The sequence below is a fragment of the Curtobacterium luteum genome, assembly GCF_014646995.1.
GTDB lineage: Bacteria > Actinomycetota > Actinomycetes > Actinomycetales > Microbacteriaceae > Curtobacterium > Curtobacterium luteum.
On record NZ_BMOI01000004.1, the window covers coordinates 61,942 to 78,902 of the forward strand.

The 16,961-nt window shown below is 69.5% G+C and carries 14 protein-coding genes and 2 pseudogenes; 3 read left to right on the forward strand and 13 right to left on the reverse strand.

Annotated features, from left to right (window positions below):
* Position 1: 1 nt before the first annotated feature.
* The 7 genes and pseudogenes from IEY20_RS06185 to IEY20_RS06210 form a co-directional block, all read right to left on the reverse strand.
* Positions 2–1,414: a cytochrome ubiquinol oxidase subunit I gene (locus IEY20_RS06185; RefSeq protein ID WP_175328639.1), complete on the reverse strand. Its 1,413-nt coding sequence runs from the start codon at positions 1,412–1,414 to the stop codon at positions 2–4.
* A gap of 279 nt (positions 1,415–1,693) precedes the next feature.
* On the reverse strand, positions 1,694–2,614 hold the full coding sequence (locus IEY20_RS06190) for an ABC transporter substrate-binding protein (protein WP_175328640.1): 921 nt from the start codon (positions 2,612–2,614) through the stop codon (positions 1,694–1,696).
* Positions 2,611–2,883 carry an ABC transporter permease family protein gene (locus IEY20_RS17350; RefSeq protein ID WP_307839866.1) on the reverse strand — a complete coding sequence of 91 codons (273 nt, stop codon included), beginning with the start codon at positions 2,881–2,883 and terminating at the stop codon, positions 2,611–2,613. The genes IEY20_RS06190 and IEY20_RS17350 overlap by 4 nt, the downstream gene beginning before the upstream one ends.
* A 79-nt stretch (positions 2,884–2,962) precedes the next feature.
* A pseudogene (locus IEY20_RS17355) lies at positions 2,963–3,409 on the reverse strand (ABC transporter permease family protein); the annotation flags it as partial.
* Positions 3,337–4,053 carry an ABC transporter permease gene (locus IEY20_RS06200; RefSeq protein ID WP_175328641.1) on the reverse strand — a complete coding sequence of 239 codons (717 nt, stop codon included), beginning with the start codon at positions 4,051–4,053 and terminating at the stop codon, positions 3,337–3,339. The gene IEY20_RS06200 and the pseudogene IEY20_RS17355, both read right to left, overlap by 73 nt.
* Positions 4,050–4,963 (reverse strand): annotated as a pseudogene (locus IEY20_RS06205) (ABC transporter ATP-binding protein). Before IEY20_RS06205 ends, IEY20_RS06200 begins: the two are co-directional and overlap by 4 nt.
* A 183-nt stretch (positions 4,964–5,146) precedes the next feature.
* Positions 5,147–5,794: a TetR/AcrR family transcriptional regulator gene (locus IEY20_RS06210; protein WP_175328642.1), complete on the reverse strand. Its 648-nt coding sequence runs from the start codon at positions 5,792–5,794 to the stop codon at positions 5,147–5,149.
* 245 nt (positions 5,795–6,039) lie between these two features.
* Here IEY20_RS06210 and IEY20_RS06215 point away from each other — a divergent pair, with 245 nt between their 5' ends.
* On the forward strand, positions 6,040–7,089 hold the full coding sequence (locus tag IEY20_RS06215; protein ID WP_175328643.1) for an App1 family protein phosphatidate phosphatase: 1,050 nt from the start codon (positions 6,040–6,042) through the stop codon (positions 7,087–7,089).
* 71 nt (positions 7,090–7,160) lie between these two features.
* Positions 7,161–9,035: a glycoside hydrolase family 15 protein gene (locus tag IEY20_RS06220; RefSeq protein ID WP_175328644.1), complete on the forward strand. Its 1,875-nt coding sequence runs from the start codon at positions 7,161–7,163 to the stop codon at positions 9,033–9,035.
* 141 nt (positions 9,036–9,176) lie between these two features.
* On the opposite strand, the gene IEY20_RS06225 is transcribed toward IEY20_RS06220, so the two are convergent.
* The 6 genes from IEY20_RS06225 to IEY20_RS06250 form a co-directional block, all read right to left on the reverse strand.
* A complete protein-coding gene (locus IEY20_RS06225) occupies positions 9,177–10,550 on the reverse strand; it encodes a glucose-6-phosphate dehydrogenase (protein ID WP_175328645.1) in 1,374 nt (457 codons plus the stop codon).
* Positions 10,551–10,748: 198 nt separating this feature from the next.
* Entirely contained in the window at positions 10,749–11,165 is a 417-nt protein-coding gene (locus IEY20_RS06230) for a cytochrome c oxidase subunit 4 (protein WP_022904276.1), read from the reverse strand.
* 4 nt (positions 11,166–11,169) lie between these two features.
* On the reverse strand, positions 11,170–12,909 hold the full coding sequence (gene ctaD, locus IEY20_RS06235; RefSeq protein WP_022904275.1) for an aa3-type cytochrome oxidase subunit I: 1,740 nt from the start codon (positions 12,907–12,909) through the stop codon (positions 11,170–11,172).
* Between the two features lie 12 nt (positions 12,910–12,921).
* The gene (gene ctaC / locus IEY20_RS06240) at positions 12,922–13,821 is read right to left on the reverse strand and encodes an aa3-type cytochrome oxidase subunit II (RefSeq protein WP_022904274.1); all 900 of its coding nucleotides are present in this window, start codon (positions 13,819–13,821) and stop codon (positions 12,922–12,924) included.
* A gap of 245 nt (positions 13,822–14,066) precedes the next feature.
* The gene (locus tag IEY20_RS06245; RefSeq protein ID WP_022904273.1) at positions 14,067–14,444 is read right to left on the reverse strand and encodes a HesB/IscA family protein; all 378 of its coding nucleotides are present in this window, start codon (positions 14,442–14,444) and stop codon (positions 14,067–14,069) included.
* Positions 14,445–14,676: 232 nt separating this feature from the next.
* On the reverse strand, positions 14,677–16,212 hold the full coding sequence (locus IEY20_RS06250; protein WP_175328646.1) for a dipeptidase: 1,536 nt from the start codon (positions 16,210–16,212) through the stop codon (positions 14,677–14,679).
* Between the two features lie 52 nt (positions 16,213–16,264).
* Between IEY20_RS06250 and IEY20_RS06255 the strand changes: the two genes are divergently transcribed.
* A complete protein-coding gene (locus IEY20_RS06255) occupies positions 16,265–16,840 on the forward strand; it encodes a DUF3043 domain-containing protein (protein ID WP_022904271.1) in 576 nt (191 codons plus the stop codon).
* Positions 16,841–16,961 lie beyond the last annotated feature (121 nt).

The window sequence follows — 16,961 nt, forward strand, 5'->3', positions numbered from 1 at the left end:
CTCAGTACACCGTCACTTCGTGCTTGACCTCGCCGGTCTCCTCGTCGACCTCCGCCGGGGCGGCGGGGCCCTCCTGCGCGACCTTCTTGATGAGCCGGAACTCGACCACCGCGAGGGCGCCGTAGATGAGCGTGAACACGACGAGCGAGATGAGGACCTCGAGGCCGGTCACGTTCGGCGAGACGCCGTCGGCCGTCTTGAGCAGCCCGAAGACGAGCCACGGCTGGCGCCCCATCTCCGTGAAGATCCAGCCCATGATCATCGCGGCCATCGGGAGCGGCATGGCCCAGGTCGCGACCCGCCACACCCACCGCTGCTGGGGGAAGCGGCCCTTGCGGGTCAGCCAGAGCCCGACGAGCGAGACGAGGACCGCGCCCACGCCGAGGGCGATCATCCACCGGAAGGCCCAGTACGTGACCCAGATGATCGGCTTGTAGTCGCCGGCACCGTACACCTGCGAGTACTGCGCCTGCAGGTCGTTGATGCCTTCGACGGTGCCGTTGAAGGTGTGCGTCGAGAGGAACGACAGCAGGTACGGGATGCGGATCGAGAACAGCTCGTGGACCCCGTCAGGAGTACCGAGCGTGAAGATCGAGAACGAGGCGTCCTTGCCGGTCGAGGTGTTGTAGAGCGCCTCGGCCGCGGCCATCTTCATCGGCTGGGTGTCGACCATCGTGAGCCCGAGCTGGTCGCCGGTGAGGACCGTGAGGGCTCCGGAGGCGAGCATCGTCCACATGCCGAACTTCAGCGCCGGCAGCATCGTCTCGAGGCTCTGGTTGCGGGCCAGGTGCCACGCGGCGACCGCGATGATGACCGACGCGGCGACCATGAACGCGCCGAACAGGGTGTGCGGGAACGCCGCCAGCGCGACCTTGTTCGTGAGCACGGCCCAGATGTCGGTGAGCTCGGCGCGGCCCTTGGCCTCGTTGATGGCGTAGCCGACCGGGTGCTGCATGAACGCGTTCGCCGCGAGGATGAAGTACGCCGACAGCATCGTGCCGACGCTCACGCACCAGATCGTCGCGAGGTGCACCTTCTTCGGCAGGCGGTCCCAGCCGAAGATCCAGAGCCCGATGAACGCGGCCTCGAAGAAGAACGCCAGGATGCCCTCGAGCGCGAGCGGTGCGCCGAACACGTCACCGACGAAGCGCGAGTAGTTCGACCAGTTCATGCCGAACTGGAACTCCTGCACGATGCCGGTGACCACGCCCATCGCGAAGTTGATGAGGAAGATCCGGCCGAAGAACCGGGTGAGCTGCAGGTAGTGCGCCCGTCCGGTGCGCACCCAGGCGGTCTGGAACACCGCGACGACCACGGCCATGCCGATGGTCAGGGGCACGAAGAGGAAGTGGTAGATCGTCGTCAGACCGAACTGCCACCGCGACAGGATGAGCGGATCGAGGATGTCGTTCATGCGGCGTTTCCGAGCCGGGTCGCCGCGCGCTGTTGGTGCACGTCAGTTGCTTCCTGTGGAAGGGGGAACTTCTGGTGTCACAGGCCTTTGGGACACCTCCACGCTACCGCCCGGACACCTCGTTCGACAAGTTGTAGAACACTCCTCTGCACGAATGTGCAGGGGAACTGCACGGCACGGTTGTACGGAACAAGCGTGCTGCGAGGCCGGCTCGGCAAACAGCGACAGGCGCCGGGCCGAAGCCCGACGCCTGTCGTCTTTCCGGTGTGGGACGCGCTGTTACAGCAGGCCCTTCTCGGTGAGGAAGTCCTTCGCGATGGTGGACGCCTTCTCCTTGTCGGTGACGCTCTTCGCGTTGAGTTCGATGAGCGCATCGGTGGTGAGCACCTTGCTCACCTCGTCGATGTCCGCGGCCGCCTTGTCGTCGACCTTCTTCGACACCACCGGGATGACGTTCTGCGGCAGGATCAGGTTCTCGGGGTCCTTCAGCGAGACGAAGTCGTTCGCCTTGATGCTCGGGTCCGCGCTGTAGATGTCGGCGAGCTGGACGGTGCCGTCCTTGAGCGCCTTCACCGTCAGGGCTCCGCCCGAGTCCTCGATCGCCTTGAAGTCGACGTCCACGCCGTAGACCGACTTCAGCCCCTTCGGACCGTACGGTCGGGTCTGGAACTCGGAGTTCGCGCCGACGGTGAGCGTCTTCTCGACGTTCTTGAGGTCGGCGAGGCTCGTGACGTCGTTCTCCTCGGAGAACTGCTTCGTGACCGTGTAGCTGTCCTGGTCGGTCGCCTCGGCCTCGTCGAGGACTCGGAGGCCGGACGGCAGCGCCTTCTGGAGCGCCGCGTCGATCTCCGACGGGGTCTTCGCGGTGGCCTTCTTGTCGTAGTACTGCAGCAGGTTGCCGCTGTACTCGGGCATGACGTCGATCGCGCCCTTCTGGAGCTGCGGCAGGTAGATCTCACGCTGCCCGATGTTGAAGTTCCGCTTCACCTGGAAGCCGTCCTTCTCGAGGACCTGCGCGTACATCTCGGCGATGATCTCGTTCGAGTAGTACTGCTGCGACCCGATGACGATCGTCTTCGAGTCGCTGGAGCTGCTGGAGCCGCTGTCGAGCGGGTTGCTCGACGCGCAGCCGCTGAGGGCTGCCGCGACGCCCAGTGCCAGCGCTGCTGCGACGCCGGCACGGATCTTTGCTGTGATCACGATGGAGTTCCTTCCGGGATGGGATTGCGGGACCGCTCGCGCGACCCCTGGCGCCGCCGGGCCGACGGGTCGGCAGTGCCCTTCGGCACCGCCGCCCGCTGGAGTGCGGCGAACACGATCTCGAACGCGATCGCGAGTGCGATCACGAGGATGGAGGCGCCGAGCATCTCGGCGTAGTCCTGGGTCTTGAGCCCGAGGAAGAAGTAGCCGCCCAGACCACCGGCGCCCACGTAGGCGGCCAGGGTGGCGGTGGCGACGACCTGCAGCACGGCTGCTCGGATCCCCGCCGATGAGGAGCGGCAGCCCGAGCGGGATCTCGACCTTCCACAGCACCTGCCAGCCGGTCATGCCCTGCGCCTTGGCGGCGTCGACGGTGACGGGTTCGACGGACTCGATGCCCGAGTACGCCCCGGCGAGCACCGACGGGATGGCCAGGATGACCAGCGCGAGGAGCGGCGCCTGCAGGCCGATCCCGAGCAGGAGGCCGAAGAGCGACAGGACGCCGAGCGTCGGCAGGGCGCGGACGCCGCCGGACACCCCGATCGAGAAGCCCCGCAGACGCCCGGTGTGGCCGATCGCGTAGCCGATGGGGATCGCGATGACCGAGGCGATGAGGACCGCGAACAGCGTGATCCAGACGTGCTCCCAGAGCCGACCGGGGATGGCGTTGAGACCGGAGTAGTTCTGCGGGTCGAAGACCCACCCGAACGCGTCGCCGATGATCACGAGGCCACCTCCGTCCGCTGGAGCACCCGGCGCGCGGAGCGCTGGCTCGTCCGCGTGCGACGGGTCCACGGCATCACGAGCCGACCGACCAGGACGAGCACGGCGTCGATCGCGAAGGCGAGCACGAGCACCATCACGATGCCGGAGATGATCTCCTCGTAGATGCCGCGCGCGAGGCCGTCGGTGAAGAGCGAGCCGAGGCTCTGGATCCCGAGGACCGCGCCCACGGTCGTCAGGGAGATCGTGGAGACCGCGACGACGCGGAGTCCGGCCAGCAGGACCGGCCCGGCCAGCGGGAGCTCGACGCGGAAGAACCGCTGCGCGGACGAGTACCCCATCGCGGTCGCGGCCGCGACCGTCGCGCCGTCGACCGAGGTCAGCCCGTCCACCGTCGACCGGACCATGAGCGCCAGCCCGTAGATCGTCAGGCTGATGATCACGTTCACCGGGCTCGTGAGGCTCGTCCCGATGATGCCGGGCAGCGCCACGAAGAGCGCCAGCGACGGGATCGCGTAGAGCAGGCCGGCGAAGGTCACGATGCCGCTGCCGAGCCCCGCGGAGAAGCGCGAGCTGCCCGGACGCTGCAGACGGACGACGAGCCATCCGATCGGGATCGACAGCACGAACGCGATGATGATCGGCGGGATCGCGATCGCCAGGTGCGCGGTCGTCGCGTCCCCGATCGTGTCGAGGTTCGACAGGACCCAGTTCACCGGGGTCCCCCACCCTGCGCCGGAGCACCCGGGGCGGTGTCACGCGCTCCGGCCTCTGCACCCTGCGGGACGGCGGCCGCGGCGTCGACCACCTGGACCGGGCCGGTGAGGACCCCGGCGGCACGTCCGTCGCCGTCCACGACGATCGGCCCCGTCGGGGTCTGCTCGACCCGGAGCGCACGCCGGCCACGGCCGCACCGATGAAGTTCGCGACGAAGTCGTCCGCCGGTTCGGCGAGGATCTCGGCCGGCGTGCCCTGCTGGGCGATCTCGCCGCCCTTCTTGAGGATGACGACCTGGTCGCCGAGCTTGAACGCCTCGTCGATGTCGTGGGTCACGAAGACCACCGTCTTGCCGAGTTCGCGCTGCAGGCGGATCAGTTCGTCCTGCAGGTCGTTGCGGACGAGGGGGTCGACGGCGCCGAACGGCTCGTCCATGAGCAGGATGTTCGGGTCGACCGCGAGCCCACGCGCCACGCCGACGCGCTGCTGCTGGCCACCGGAGAGCTGCGAGGGGTAGCGGTTCGCGAACGCCCGGTCGAGGCCGACCGTGTCCATGAGCTCGAGCGCGCGCTCGCGCGCCTGCGCCTTGCCGACACCCGTCAGCAGCGGCACGGTCGCGATGTTGTCGACCACGCGGCGGTGCGGCAGGAGCCCGGCGTTCTGCATGACGTAGCCGATCCGCCGGCGGAGCTGGACCGGGTCGACCGACGCGACGTCCTCGCCGTCGATGGACACCGACCCCGACGTCGGGTCCACCATGCGGTTGATCATCCGGAGGAGGGTCGTCTTGCCGCAACCGCTCGACCCGACGAAGACCGTCGTGGTTCGGGAGGGTATGACGAGGTGGAAGTCCTCGACCGCGGTGGTGCCGTCCGGGTACGTCTTCCGTACCGACCGGAACTCGATCATGGTGGGTGCCCTTCTGTTCGGAGGTAGCCCGACTCCGCACGACAGTACCCGTGGGGACCGACAGCGGTTGCGCGGTGACGCCCCGTGTCGCCTCATGGACAGCGACGCCCGCTCGGTGGGCGCGCGCGACGACGCCCGCGTCCCTGTTCGGAGCGCGGGCGTCGGCGGACGGGTGGGGGCTGCTCAGGCGTCGCGGAGGACCGCCTCGAGGTAGGTGTGGGTCATCGTGCGGTACGCCTCGACGAGTGCCTGGTCCGGAGCGTCACGGTCGGCGTGCGCCCGCGCGAGCACGGTGTGGCCGGACTCGGCGAGCACGGTCCACGCGCGGTCGACGGCTTCGCCCTCCGGCAGACCGAAGCGCTCCCGCATCACCTGGCTGACGGCACCCCCGAGCGCGGCCATGCGGTCGTCGTCGTCCCCGGTACCGGTGTCGGCCGTGTCGCCGAACCGGATCGCCCGGAACCCGGGCTCCGTCCGGTACATGTCGGCCGTCATGTCGATGAGCGCGTCGCAACCGGCGCGCCAGTCGGCGGCACCGCTCGCGTCGAGCGCCTCGACGAACCGGGCGGCCAGGCGCTGCGTGCAGCGGATCGCCAGGGCCTCGACCACGGCGATGCGGTCCGGGAAGTAGCGGTAGACGGTCCCGATGGACGCGCCTGCCCGCTCGGCGACCATCGCCGTCGTCAGCCGCTCGAACCCGATCTCGTCGATGACCGCGGCCGCGGCGTCGAGGAGGCCGGCGAGGCGCGCCGAACTGCGGGCTTGGACCGGCTCGTTCCTGAGCAGTGATGATCCCCCCGGCAGTGCGTTCGATACCTCGGTGACGAGCACGTGTACTCCTTCTCGCGTCCTCGACGCGTCCCGCCCGCGGCAGGCGCGTGGCGCGTTGTGTTTCACCGTCCACACGACACGTGGGCGGTGGTGTCCCCGCAACTCTCGCAGACTCCGTCTGGAACTCGGCTGCGACTCTCCCAATCCTGCATGAGCATCCTCGGGTCGCCCGGGGCGGCGCGCCCGGGTCGTCCGCGCCGAGCACCCGCGGGTCCGAGGTCGCCCCGGCGTGGAATGATGGGGCGATGCCCGACCCGACGCCCCACGAGCCGTCGCTGGCCGAGCCGATCCTCCACCGGGCGGCACGGATCGAGGACGCCGTGCAGGAGTTCCGCGAGCAGCGCGCGCGCCGCCGCGGACTCGTGCCGACCGTGATCCCCTACACCGGCTACGGTGCACCCGGCTGGGTGCGGGTCCTCGCCCGCGTGCTCCTCACCCGCCGCGGGCTCGCCTCCGACGCCTCCTACGTCGGGGTCCGCGGGTGGAAGAGCTTCACGAGCGTCGCGGTCGACTCCGCCGAGGTCACCGTCACCGCCGGGGGCCGGAGTCACGCCGTGCAGTCCGACCGCGGCGGGGTCGTCGACGCCATCGTGCCGATCGACCTCGAGCCCGGGTGGCGCACGATCAAGCTCTCCGCGGGCGGTTCCCGCGACGTCGAGGCGGACGTGTTCGTCGTGCACCCCGACACGCGGTTCGGGCTGCTGTCCGACATCGACGACACGGTGATGGTCACGAGCCTCCCCCGTCCGATGCTCGCCGCGTGGAACTCGTTCGTCCTCACCGAGCACGCCCGCCGGCCCGTCCCGGGCATGTCCGTGCTCTACGAACGCGTCCTGGCGCAGCACCCCGGCGCACCGACGGTGTACCTGTCGACCGGTGCCTGGAACGTCGCCCCGACGCTGCAGCGGTTCCTCACGCGCAACATGTACCCGACCGGCACGCTGCTGCTCACCGACTGGGGTCCGACGCACGACCGCTTCTTCCGGAGCGGGCAGCTGCACAAGCAGGAAAACCTGCGCCGCCTCGCCCGGGACTTCCCCGACGTCCAGTGGCTGCTCGTCGGCGACGACGGCCAGCACGACGAGTCGCTGTACGGCGACTTCGCACGGGAGCACCCGGAGAACGTCGCCGGCGTCGCGATCCGGCAGCTCTCCACGAGCGAGGCCGTCCTCGCCGGTGGCCGTTCCCGGGCACAGGAGCGGTCCCGGGACTCGGCGGCGCCGTGGGTGTTCGCCCCCGACGGCGCCGGCCTCTGGACCGAACTCCAGCGGGTCGGGCTGCTCGACGACCACTGACGACCCGGTGCCCGACTGAGGGCCTCCTCAGCGCAGCCTCCCCGGGGCGGCCGCGTGGTTCGATCGGGATCATGCACTCTGCGCGCATCGAGGACCACGCCCTCATCGGCGACACCTACACCGCGGCGCTCGTCACGCGGGACGGCACGGTCGACTGGGCCTGCCTCCCCCGCTTCGACAGCCCGTCGACCTTCGCGGCCCTGCTCGGCTCGGCCGAGCACGGCGGCTGGTCCCTCCGTCCGACCGACCCGGACGCGACGTCGCACCGTCGGTACGTCGGCGACTCACTGGTCCTCTCGACGGTCTGGACGACGAGCTCGGGCGTGGTCGAGGTCACCGACTTCATGCCGATCGGTGCCCACCGGGCCGCGATCGTCCGGCGCGTCCGGGGCCTCCGCGGATCCGTCGACGTGGAGCAGGTCCTCACCATCCGGTTCGACTACGCCCGGGCGCTCCCCTGGGTCCGCCAGATCGGCGGCGACGACGACCCCGCGCTCCTCGCGACCGCGGGTCCCGGCTCGGTGATCGTCCGCGGACCCCGGTTCCACGCGCGGGACCACAGCCACACCGCGACGGCGACCGTGCGAGACGGCGAAGTCATCGACACCGTGCTGACCTGGTACCCGTCGCACCGGGAACCGCCGGCACCGATGGACGTGACGGAGGCGCTGCACCGCACGACCCGGTGGTGGGAGGACTGGATGGCCCCGGTGCGCACCCACGGCCGCTACGTCGACGCCACGCGTCGCTCGCTGCTGCTGCTGCGGGCCATGACCCACGCGGAGACCGGCGGGGTCGTCGCCGCCGCGACCACGAGCCTCCCGGAGGACCCGGGCGGCGAACGGAACTGGGACTACCGGTACGTCTGGCTCCGCGACGCCTCGCTCGCGCTGGCGTCCCTCATCGCCCACGGCTACCGGGACGAGGCGACCCACTGGCGCGGGTGGCTCCTCCGGGCGATCGCGGGCGACCCCGCGGACGTGCAGATCATGTACGGCGTCGCCGGCGAGCGCGAACTCCCGGAGCGGACGCTCGAGAACCTGCCCGGGTACGCGCACTCGACGCCGGTGCGCGTCGGCAACGGCGCGTACACGCAGTACCAGGGCGACGTGTTCGGCGAGGTCCTCGCCGCGCTGCACGACGCCCGAGAGCTCGGCGTCGAGGAGAACGCGGACTCCTGGGCGCTGCAACGAGCCCTGCTCGGCTACGTCGAGGAGCACTGGCAGGAGCCCGACAACGGGATCTGGGAGATGCGCGGTCCACGTCGCCACTTCACGCACTCGCGGGCGATGATCTGGGCGGCGTTCGACCGCGGCGTCGCGGCCGTCGAGGAGTTCGGCCTCGAGGGCCCCGTCGACCGGTGGCGCACGCTGCGCGAGCAGGTGCGGGCCGAGATCGAGGAGCACGGTTGGAACGCCGAACGCGGCTCCTACCGGCAGCACTACGACACCGACGAGGTCGACGCGAGCCTCCTGGTGCTGCCGCAGATCGGCTACATCATGGCCGACGACCCGCAGATGACCGGCACCGTGGCCGCGATCGAGCAGGACCTCCGCACCGGCGACGACGGCCTGGTGCTCCGCTACCGGACGTCCGCCGGCTTCGACGGGCTGTCGGGCAGCGAGCACCCGTTCCTGGCGTGCTCGTTCTGGCTCGTCGAGCAGTACGCCGCGTCCGGCCGCATCGAGGACGCCGAACGGCTCATGGACGTGCTCGTGGGATTCGCGAACGACGTCGGGATGCTGTCCGAGGAGATCGACGTCGAGACCCGTCACCACATCGGCAACACGCCGCAGGCGCTGTCGCACCTGACCCTCGTGTCCGCGGCGGACGCCATCGCTCGCGCCCGTGGCGCGTCCGCCGGGCACCGGACGCGCCTGGCGGTCCACGACGGCGGCACGCGGTCGTGGACCGGTGCGGGCGAGCGAGCGGGCGACACCGCCTGAGACCCGGCCCGCGGGAACACGACCCGCCGAGCCGCGCCCCGCTGGGACGCGACCCGGCAACGGACGGGAGGCACGGTGCCAGCTGGCACCGTGCCTCCCGTCCGTGCAGTGCGCCCGTTCAGGGCGCGGCGGTCACGTCCGTCAGGACGAGCTCACCCAGTCGGCCGGCCCGCGGGAACCGGCGCGGTACTCCTCGAGCGGGACCTCGTTCGCCTTCCAGGCGTCGACGACCGGCTCGACGATCTCCCAGCAGCGCTCCGCGACGTCGCCGCGGATCGAGAGCAGCGGGTCGTCGTGGAAGATCCCGTTGAGGACCTCGCCGTAGGGCGTCAGCTCCCCGTCCGCGAAGGACGACGACAGCGTGACCTGGCCCATCTCGAACGGGTTGCCGCCGCCGTTCGCCGACACCGTCAGCTCGATCTCGTCCGGGTTCAGCGCGATGCGGAGCGTGTCCGTCTTCGGGCGGCCCGAGAGGCCGGAGGGCAGGCGCGTCACCGGCTTGAAGGTGATCAGCACCTCCTTCCGGCTGGCGCCCAGGGCCTTGCCGGACCGCAGCGTGAACGGCACGCCCTTCCAGCGCGCGGTGTCGACCTCGACCGAGATCTCGGCGAGCGTCTCCGTCTGGCGCGACTTGTCGACGCCGTCCTCGTCCTGGTACGACGGCAGCTCCTTGCCGTCGATCGTGCCGGCCGTGTACACCGCTCGGCGCGACGCGACCTTCGGGTCGCCGCCCTTGAGCTCGGTCGAGCGGAGCACCCGGGCCAGGGACGAGCGGAACTCGACCGCGTCGATGTCGGCCGGGGCGTCCATCGTCACGATGCCGAGGATCTGCAGCAGGTGCGACTGGATCATGTCGACCATCGCGCCGGCCTCGTCGTAGTACTGCGCGCGGTTCTCGAGCCCGAGGGTCTCGTCGTAGAAGATGTCGACCTTCTCGATGTTCTCGGCGTTCCAGATCGGCTCGAACAGACGGTTCGCGAAGCGCAGGCCGATGATGTTGAGCACCGTCGTGCGACCGAGGAAGTGGTCGGTGCGGTGGACGCGCTCCTCGGGGACGAGCTTGAGGACGGTCTCGTTGAGGGCCTTCGCGCTGTCGACGTCGGTGCCGAACGGCTTCTCGAAGGCGAGGGTCGTGCCCGCGGGCAGTTCGACCTCCTGGAGGGCCTCGCAGATGTCGGAGGCGATCTGCGGCGGGAGCGCGAAGTAGAGGATCGGCTCGGAGTCCGCCGCGGCGAGGAGCGCCTCGAGGTGCTTCGGGTCGGTCGGGTCGCCCTGGATGAACTGCGTCGACTCGAGGGTCGCGTCGACCTCCGGGCCCTTCACGTCCTGCGACGCGAACGACTTCGTGACGACGTCCTTCCACTGCTCCTCGCTCCGGGCGCTGCGGCCCGTCCCGATCAGCTGGACGGGGACCGCTCGACCGCTCTGCAGGAACGTGCCGAGGCCCGGCAGCAGCAGGCGGGAGGCGAGGTCGCCCGTCGCGCCGAAGATGATGAGGGTGCGCTTGTCGGTCACCTGAGGTGACTCCTTTCGCTGTGGTGGGGGTGGTCCGTTCCGAGTCAAGCCGGGAGCGGGCCGTGTTGTTCCCAGTCCGAGGGCCGGGGAGTCTGGTGGAGTGCGCTGCGCGGCGAGCCGAGTCCGCCGCGCGGAGTCCGGACGCACTTCGGGCGGCACCGGATGTGGTGCCGCCCGAAGGTCGTCAGGGGTGCGGGGTCAGTGCCCGAAGTTCCCGCGGTAGTACTCGTAGACCCAGCCCACGAGCGTCACGGCGACGAACGCCATGCCGATCGGGACGAGCCAGAGGCCGGCCGCGACGCCGAGGAAGATCACACCGACGGCCGCCGCGAGGAGGATCGGCCACCACGACCACGGGCTGAAGTGCCCGAGCTCGGCGTCGCCGTCCTCGATGTTGGCGTCCGGACGGTCCTCGGGCAGCACGCCGCCCTGGGAGGACATGACCTTGCCGAGGTAGAACGCGATGAACGCGGACATGATCCCGGTGAGTCCGATGGAGACCGTGCCGACCCATTCCGGGTGGGAGTAGGTGATGACAGCCCAGATGGTGTACGCCGCATCCGCGAGGATGAAGAAGACGAACAGGATCCAGAACAGGTTGGTGTTGGCGCGCATGGCGTTACTTCACCTCGCCCTTCGCAGCGTCGTAGGTCGGAGCGTCCGGGGCGTCCTTCGCCGGACCCACACCGATCGGCACGCCGGCCTCGGGGTGGTTCAGGTCGAACGCCGGGGACTCGGAACGGATCCGCGGGATCGACGTGAAGTTGTGCCGCGGCGGCGGGCAGCTGGTCGCCCACTCGAGCGAACGGCCGTAGCCCCAGGGGTCGTTCACGGCGACCTTCGGTGCGTTCCGGGCGGTGACGTAGATGTTGAAGATGAACGGCAGGAACGAGATCGCGAGGATCATCGAACCGATCGTCGACAGCTGGTTCATCCAGGTGAAGCCGTCGTTCGGCAGGTAGGTCGCGTACCGACGCGGCATGCCGATGACGCCCAGCCAGTGCTGGATGAGGAACGTCGTGTGGAACCCGATGAACAGCAGCCAGAAGTGGATCTTGCCGAGGCGCTCGTTGAGCATCTTGCCGGTCCACTTCGGCCACCAGAAGTAGAACCCGGCGAACATCGCGAACACGACGGTGCCGAAGACCACGTAGTGGAAGTGCGCGACGACGAAGTACGAGTCGGACACGTGGAAGTCGAGCGGCGGCGACGCCAGGATCACGCCGGTGAGACCACCGAAGGTGAAGGTGATGAGGAAGCCGACCGACCAGAGCAGCGGGGTCTCGAAGGTCACCGAGCCGCGCCACATGGTGCCGACCCAGTTGAAGATCTTCACGCCCGTGGGGACCGCGATGAGCATCGTCATGAGCGAGAACCACGGGAGCAGGACGCCACCGGTGACGTACATGTGGTGCGCCCACACCGTGACCGAGAGGGCCGCGATGGAGATGGTCGCGTAGATGAGGGTCTTGTACCCGAAGATCGGCTTGCGGCTGAAGACCGGGAAGATCTCCGACACGATGCCGAAGAACGGCAGCGCGATGATGTAGACCTCCGGGTGGCCGAAGAACCAGAAGAGGTGCTGCCAGAGGAGCGCACCGCCGTTCGCCGGGTTGAAGACCTGGGCGTTGAACACGCGGTCGAGGCCGAGGCCGAACAGCGCCGCCGCGAGGACCGGGAAGGCCATCAGGACGAGGAGCGCGGTCACGAGGGTGTTCCACGTGAAGATCGACATGCGGAACATGGTCATGCCCGGCGCACGCATGGTGATGATCGTCGTGATGAAGTTCACCGCGCCGAGGATCGTCGAGAAGCCGGTCATGCCCAGGCCGAAGACCCAGAGCGTCCCACCGAGGCCGGGTGTGAACGTCGTGTCACTCAGTGGCGCGTACGCGAACCAGCCGAACGATGCGGCGCCCTGCGGGGTGAGGAAGCCGCCGACCGCGATGAGCGCGCCGAAGACGTAGAGCCAGAACGCGAAGCCGTTGAGTCGCGGGAAGGCGACGTCCGGCGCACCGATCTGCAGCGGCATGACCGCGTTCGCGAAACCCGAGAAGAGCGGCGTCGCGAAGAGCAGCAGCATGATCGTGCCGTGCATCGTGAAGAGCTGGTTGTACTGCTCCTTCGTCGCCACCACGTGCAGGCCGGGCTCGAAGAGCTGGGCACGGATGACGAGCGCCATCACACCCGCGAGCAGGAAGAAGATGAACGACGCGATCAGGTACATGTACCCGATGGTCTTGTGGTCGGTGGAGGTGATCCACCGGACGATGATGTTGCCCTTGCGGCCCACCTTCGACGCCTGGAAGTCCAGGGTCGTGGTGCCTGCCGCCGGCTGGCCGACGAGCGACGTGGTCATCTGACGGAGCCCCTACTCGTTCTCGGACGCCGTCACGGGCGCCTTGTTGTTCGGTTCGTTCGTGTTGGTGTTGTACTCGTCACCGAGGAGGCCGACCTTGCCCTGCTCGGTCAGCTTGTCGAGGTACGCCTGGTACTCGTCCGGCGTGACGACCTTCACCTGGAAGAGCATGAGCGAGTGGTACTCGCCGCAGAGCTCGGCGCACTTGCCCTGGTAAGTGCCGAGCTTCTCCGGGATGAAGTACTCGTCGTTCTGCTTGCCGGGGATCATGTCCTTCTTGTAGAGGAAGTCGATCACCCAGAAGGAGTGGTTCACGTCGCGCGACGAGAGCTCGATGTGCACCTTCTTGCCCTGGGGCAGGTACAGGGTCGGCAGCTGCGACTCGTCGATGGCGCCCTTGCCGTTGTCTTCTTCCTGGGCCTGGATGCCCTGGTAGTAGACGCTCTTCGACTGGTCGGACTCGTTGATGTAGTTGAAGTCCCACGCCCAGCGCTTGCCGTACACGTGGATCGTCGCGTCGGCCTTGGCGAAGGGGCGCTCGATGTCGGCCTGGTCCTTCGCGGTGAAGGCGAAGAAGCCGAGCACGAGGATGAGCGGGACGATCGTGTAGAAGATCTCGAGCGGCATGTTGTACCGCATCTGCACCGGGAGGCCGGTCTGGCCCTTGCGGCGGCGGTAGACGATCGCGGCCCAGATGATGAGGCCCCAGACGATCAGGCCCACCGCGAGCAGCACGACCCAGCTCGTGGTCCACAGGCCGACGATGCGGCTCGTGTGGTTCGTGACGTTCTTCGTCTCTTCCGTGCCGGGGAGCCATCCGTTGAGCTGCTGCTGCGTGCAGCCAGCCAGTGCGATGACCAGACCGACGGCCACCGGGATGGCCGCCCAACGTATACGGCGATTCGAACGCACTGTTACCTCTCGGAGTGACGTGAAGCCGGATGAGCCGCGACACGAAGGTCGCTCATGGCTCACTCCCAGCTCGGTTGGAACACTCCTAGCTTACTCGCAGCCGGGGACAGCTCGCGCACACGTGTGGCCCGCGTGGCCCCGATCCGCGAGCTCGACGACCGCCCTGACCACGAGAAACGCGAGCGGGGAGCGACCAGTCCGGTCACTCCCCGCTCGCGTGTCGCCCGTGGTGCGGGCCGTCGGCGTCAGTGGAAGCTGTCGCCGCACGCGCAGCTGCCCTGCGCGTTCGGGTTGTCGATGGTGAAGCCCTGCTTCTGGATGGTGTCCTCGAAGTCGATCGTGGCGCCGTCGAGGTACGGGACGCTCATCTTGTCGACGACGACCTCGACGCCGGGCTCGAACCCGGCCGTGGTGTCGCCGTCGAGCAGGCGCTCGTCGAAGTAGAGCTGGTAGATGAGACCGGAGCAGCCGCCAGGCTGGACCGCGAGGCGCAGGCGGAGGTCGTCGCGCCCTTCCTGCTCGAGGAGGCTCGCCACCTTGGCCGCAGCCGCGTCGCTCAGCTGCACACCGTGCGTCGCCGTCTCGGTCGCAGCGGTCTGCGCTTCGGTGATGGTGTCGCTCATCGCGCGTCTCCCTCCGGGCCGGTGCGGATCACCGTGCCCCGGGTCGATTGTAAGCACGCCCCGCCGACGGGCGCAGCAGGTCACGGCGGCGCTGTGGACGGAGCAGGCCTGTGGACAGTGGTGAGGACGGACGGACGGGAGGCCCGTGGCGGGGTCGCCACGGGCCTCCCGTCCGTCGTCACGCGCGTCAGCGCGCCCGGAGCGAGCGCGTCAGCGTGCCTGAGCGAGCGCGTCAGCGCGTCGCGAGCCGCGCCAGGAGGATCGTCTCCGACGCGATCGCGCGGTGCAGCACGCCGAGGTGCTGCGACTCGTTCGGGCTGTGCGCACGGGTGTCGGGGTCCTCGACGCCGGTCACCAGGATCTGTGCCTCCGGGAACTCCGCGGCCAGGTCGGAGACGAACGGGATCGACCCGCCGATGCCCTGCTCGACCGCCTCGGCGCCCCAGCCCTCACGCATCGCGACACGGGCGTCCTGCACGGCCCACCCGGCGGTGTCGACGAGGAACCCGTCGCCGGCGTCCGGCTCGCTGAGCTCGAGGTGCGCGCCGAACGGCACGTGCGCGCGGAGGTGGCGCTCGACGGCGTCGCGCGCCTCGACCGCCGACTGGCCGGGTGCGACGCGGACGGAGATCCGGGCGCTCACGGTCGGCAGGAGCGTGTTCGACGCGTTGGCGACGCTCGGGACGTCCATGCCGGTGACGGTGATCGACGGCTGGAACCACATGCGGCTGAGCACCGGGCCGGTGCCGACCGGGCGGACACCGGGCAGGAGCGCGGCGTCCGCGGCCAGCTCGTCGTCGGAGCGCTCGGGGACGTCGGCGTCGTACGAGGTGAGGCCCTCGACCGCGACCGAGCCGTCGTCGTCGTGGAGCGAGGCGAGCAGGCGCACCATCGGGATCATCGCGTCCGGGGCCGCGCCGCCGAACATGCCGCTGTGGCTCGCGTGCTCGAGGGTCGTCAGGGTGAGCTTGAAGGTGACGTTGCCGCGGAGCGACACCGTGATCGAGGGGACCTCGGCGGACCAGTTGTCGCTGTCGGCCACGACGATCACGTCCGCCGCGAGGTGCTCCTTCTGCTCGCGGAGGAACGTGCGGAACGACCGTGAGCCGAACTCCTCCTCGCCCTCCACGAACAGCACGACACCGAGGTCGAGGTCGTCGCCGAACTGCGCGTGCAGGGCCCGGAGGGACGCGATGTGGGTCATCACGCCGGCCTTGTCGTCCGAGGCACCGCGGCCGTAGAGGCGGTCGCCGCGGAGGGTCGGCTCGAACGGCGGCGTCTCCCAGAGGGCCTCGTCGCCCTGGGGCTGCACGTCGTGGTGCGCGTAGAGCATGACGGTGGGCTTGCCGTTCCGCGCGGGGCGGACCGCGAGCACCGCGGGCTGGCCGAGCTCCACGTCGGCGCCGTCGGTGTCCTGCGGGGCGGTGGTGTCCTGCTGGGCGGTGTTGTCCGGCGGGGCGGTGGTGTCCTGCTGGGCGCTGTTGTCCTGCGGGGCGCTGGTGTCCTGCGGGGTGTCGCCCTCGATGGCCGAGCGGACGATGCGCACGGCGTCGTCGGCGAACACACCGGTGCTCCGGGCCAGGTCCGCGACCGCCTCCGCACTCGCGCGGACGTTCGCCGGGTCGAACGCCGACCACGACACCGAGGGCAGGCGGACGAGGGCGGACAGGTCGGCGATGGTCGCCGGCAGCGCCCCCTGCACGTGTTCGCGCAGGGCGTCGAGGAGCGCGGGGTCGGTGGCTGCTGCGTGCTGGTCGGTGTCGGTCATGTCCCGTAATCTAGAGGACGATCCAGCACGCAACCGCAGTCAGGAACCCACCGTGGCGAAGGCAGCCCCCAAGACCAACACGACCGTCAACCCGTCCGAGGCCGAGCTCCTCGAGCAGGGCAAGGGTCGGCCGACGCCGAGCCGCCGTGAGCGTGAAGCCGCGAACCGTCGCCCCCTCGTCGGCAACTCCCCCGCGGACAAGAAGGCGGCGCGCGCCCGGCTGAACACGGAGCGCGAGAAGGCCCGTGTCGGCATGGCGAACGGCGAGGAGCGCTACCTCCCCGCGAAGGACCGCGGCGAGCAGCGTCGGTTCGTGCGCGACTGGATCGACGCGCGGTGGAACATCGGCGAGGTCATGATGCCGGTGCTCGTGCTCTTCCTCATCGTCGGGTTCGCGGCCTCGCAGACCGTGCTGGCGTCCTACGCGCTGCTGCTCGTGTGGGCGTTCGTCGCGCTGTTCGTGCTCGACTGCGTCGTCCTCTGGCTGTCGCTGCGCAAGAAGCTGACGAACAAGTTCGGGTCGATGCAGCGCGGCACGTTCCTCTACATCCTCACGCGGACGTGGCAGCTGCGGTTCCTCCGCCTGCCGAAGCCGCAGGTGGGTCGCCGGCAGTACCCCACCGTCTGACCGGCGTCCGTCCGGACGTCCTGCTCGGAGCGCTGCTCGACCTCGGTCGGGCGGCGCTCCTGCGTTCTTCGGGAAGCGGAATGCGTCGAGTTGGTCGCATGACATGCCGCTCACCTCCGCC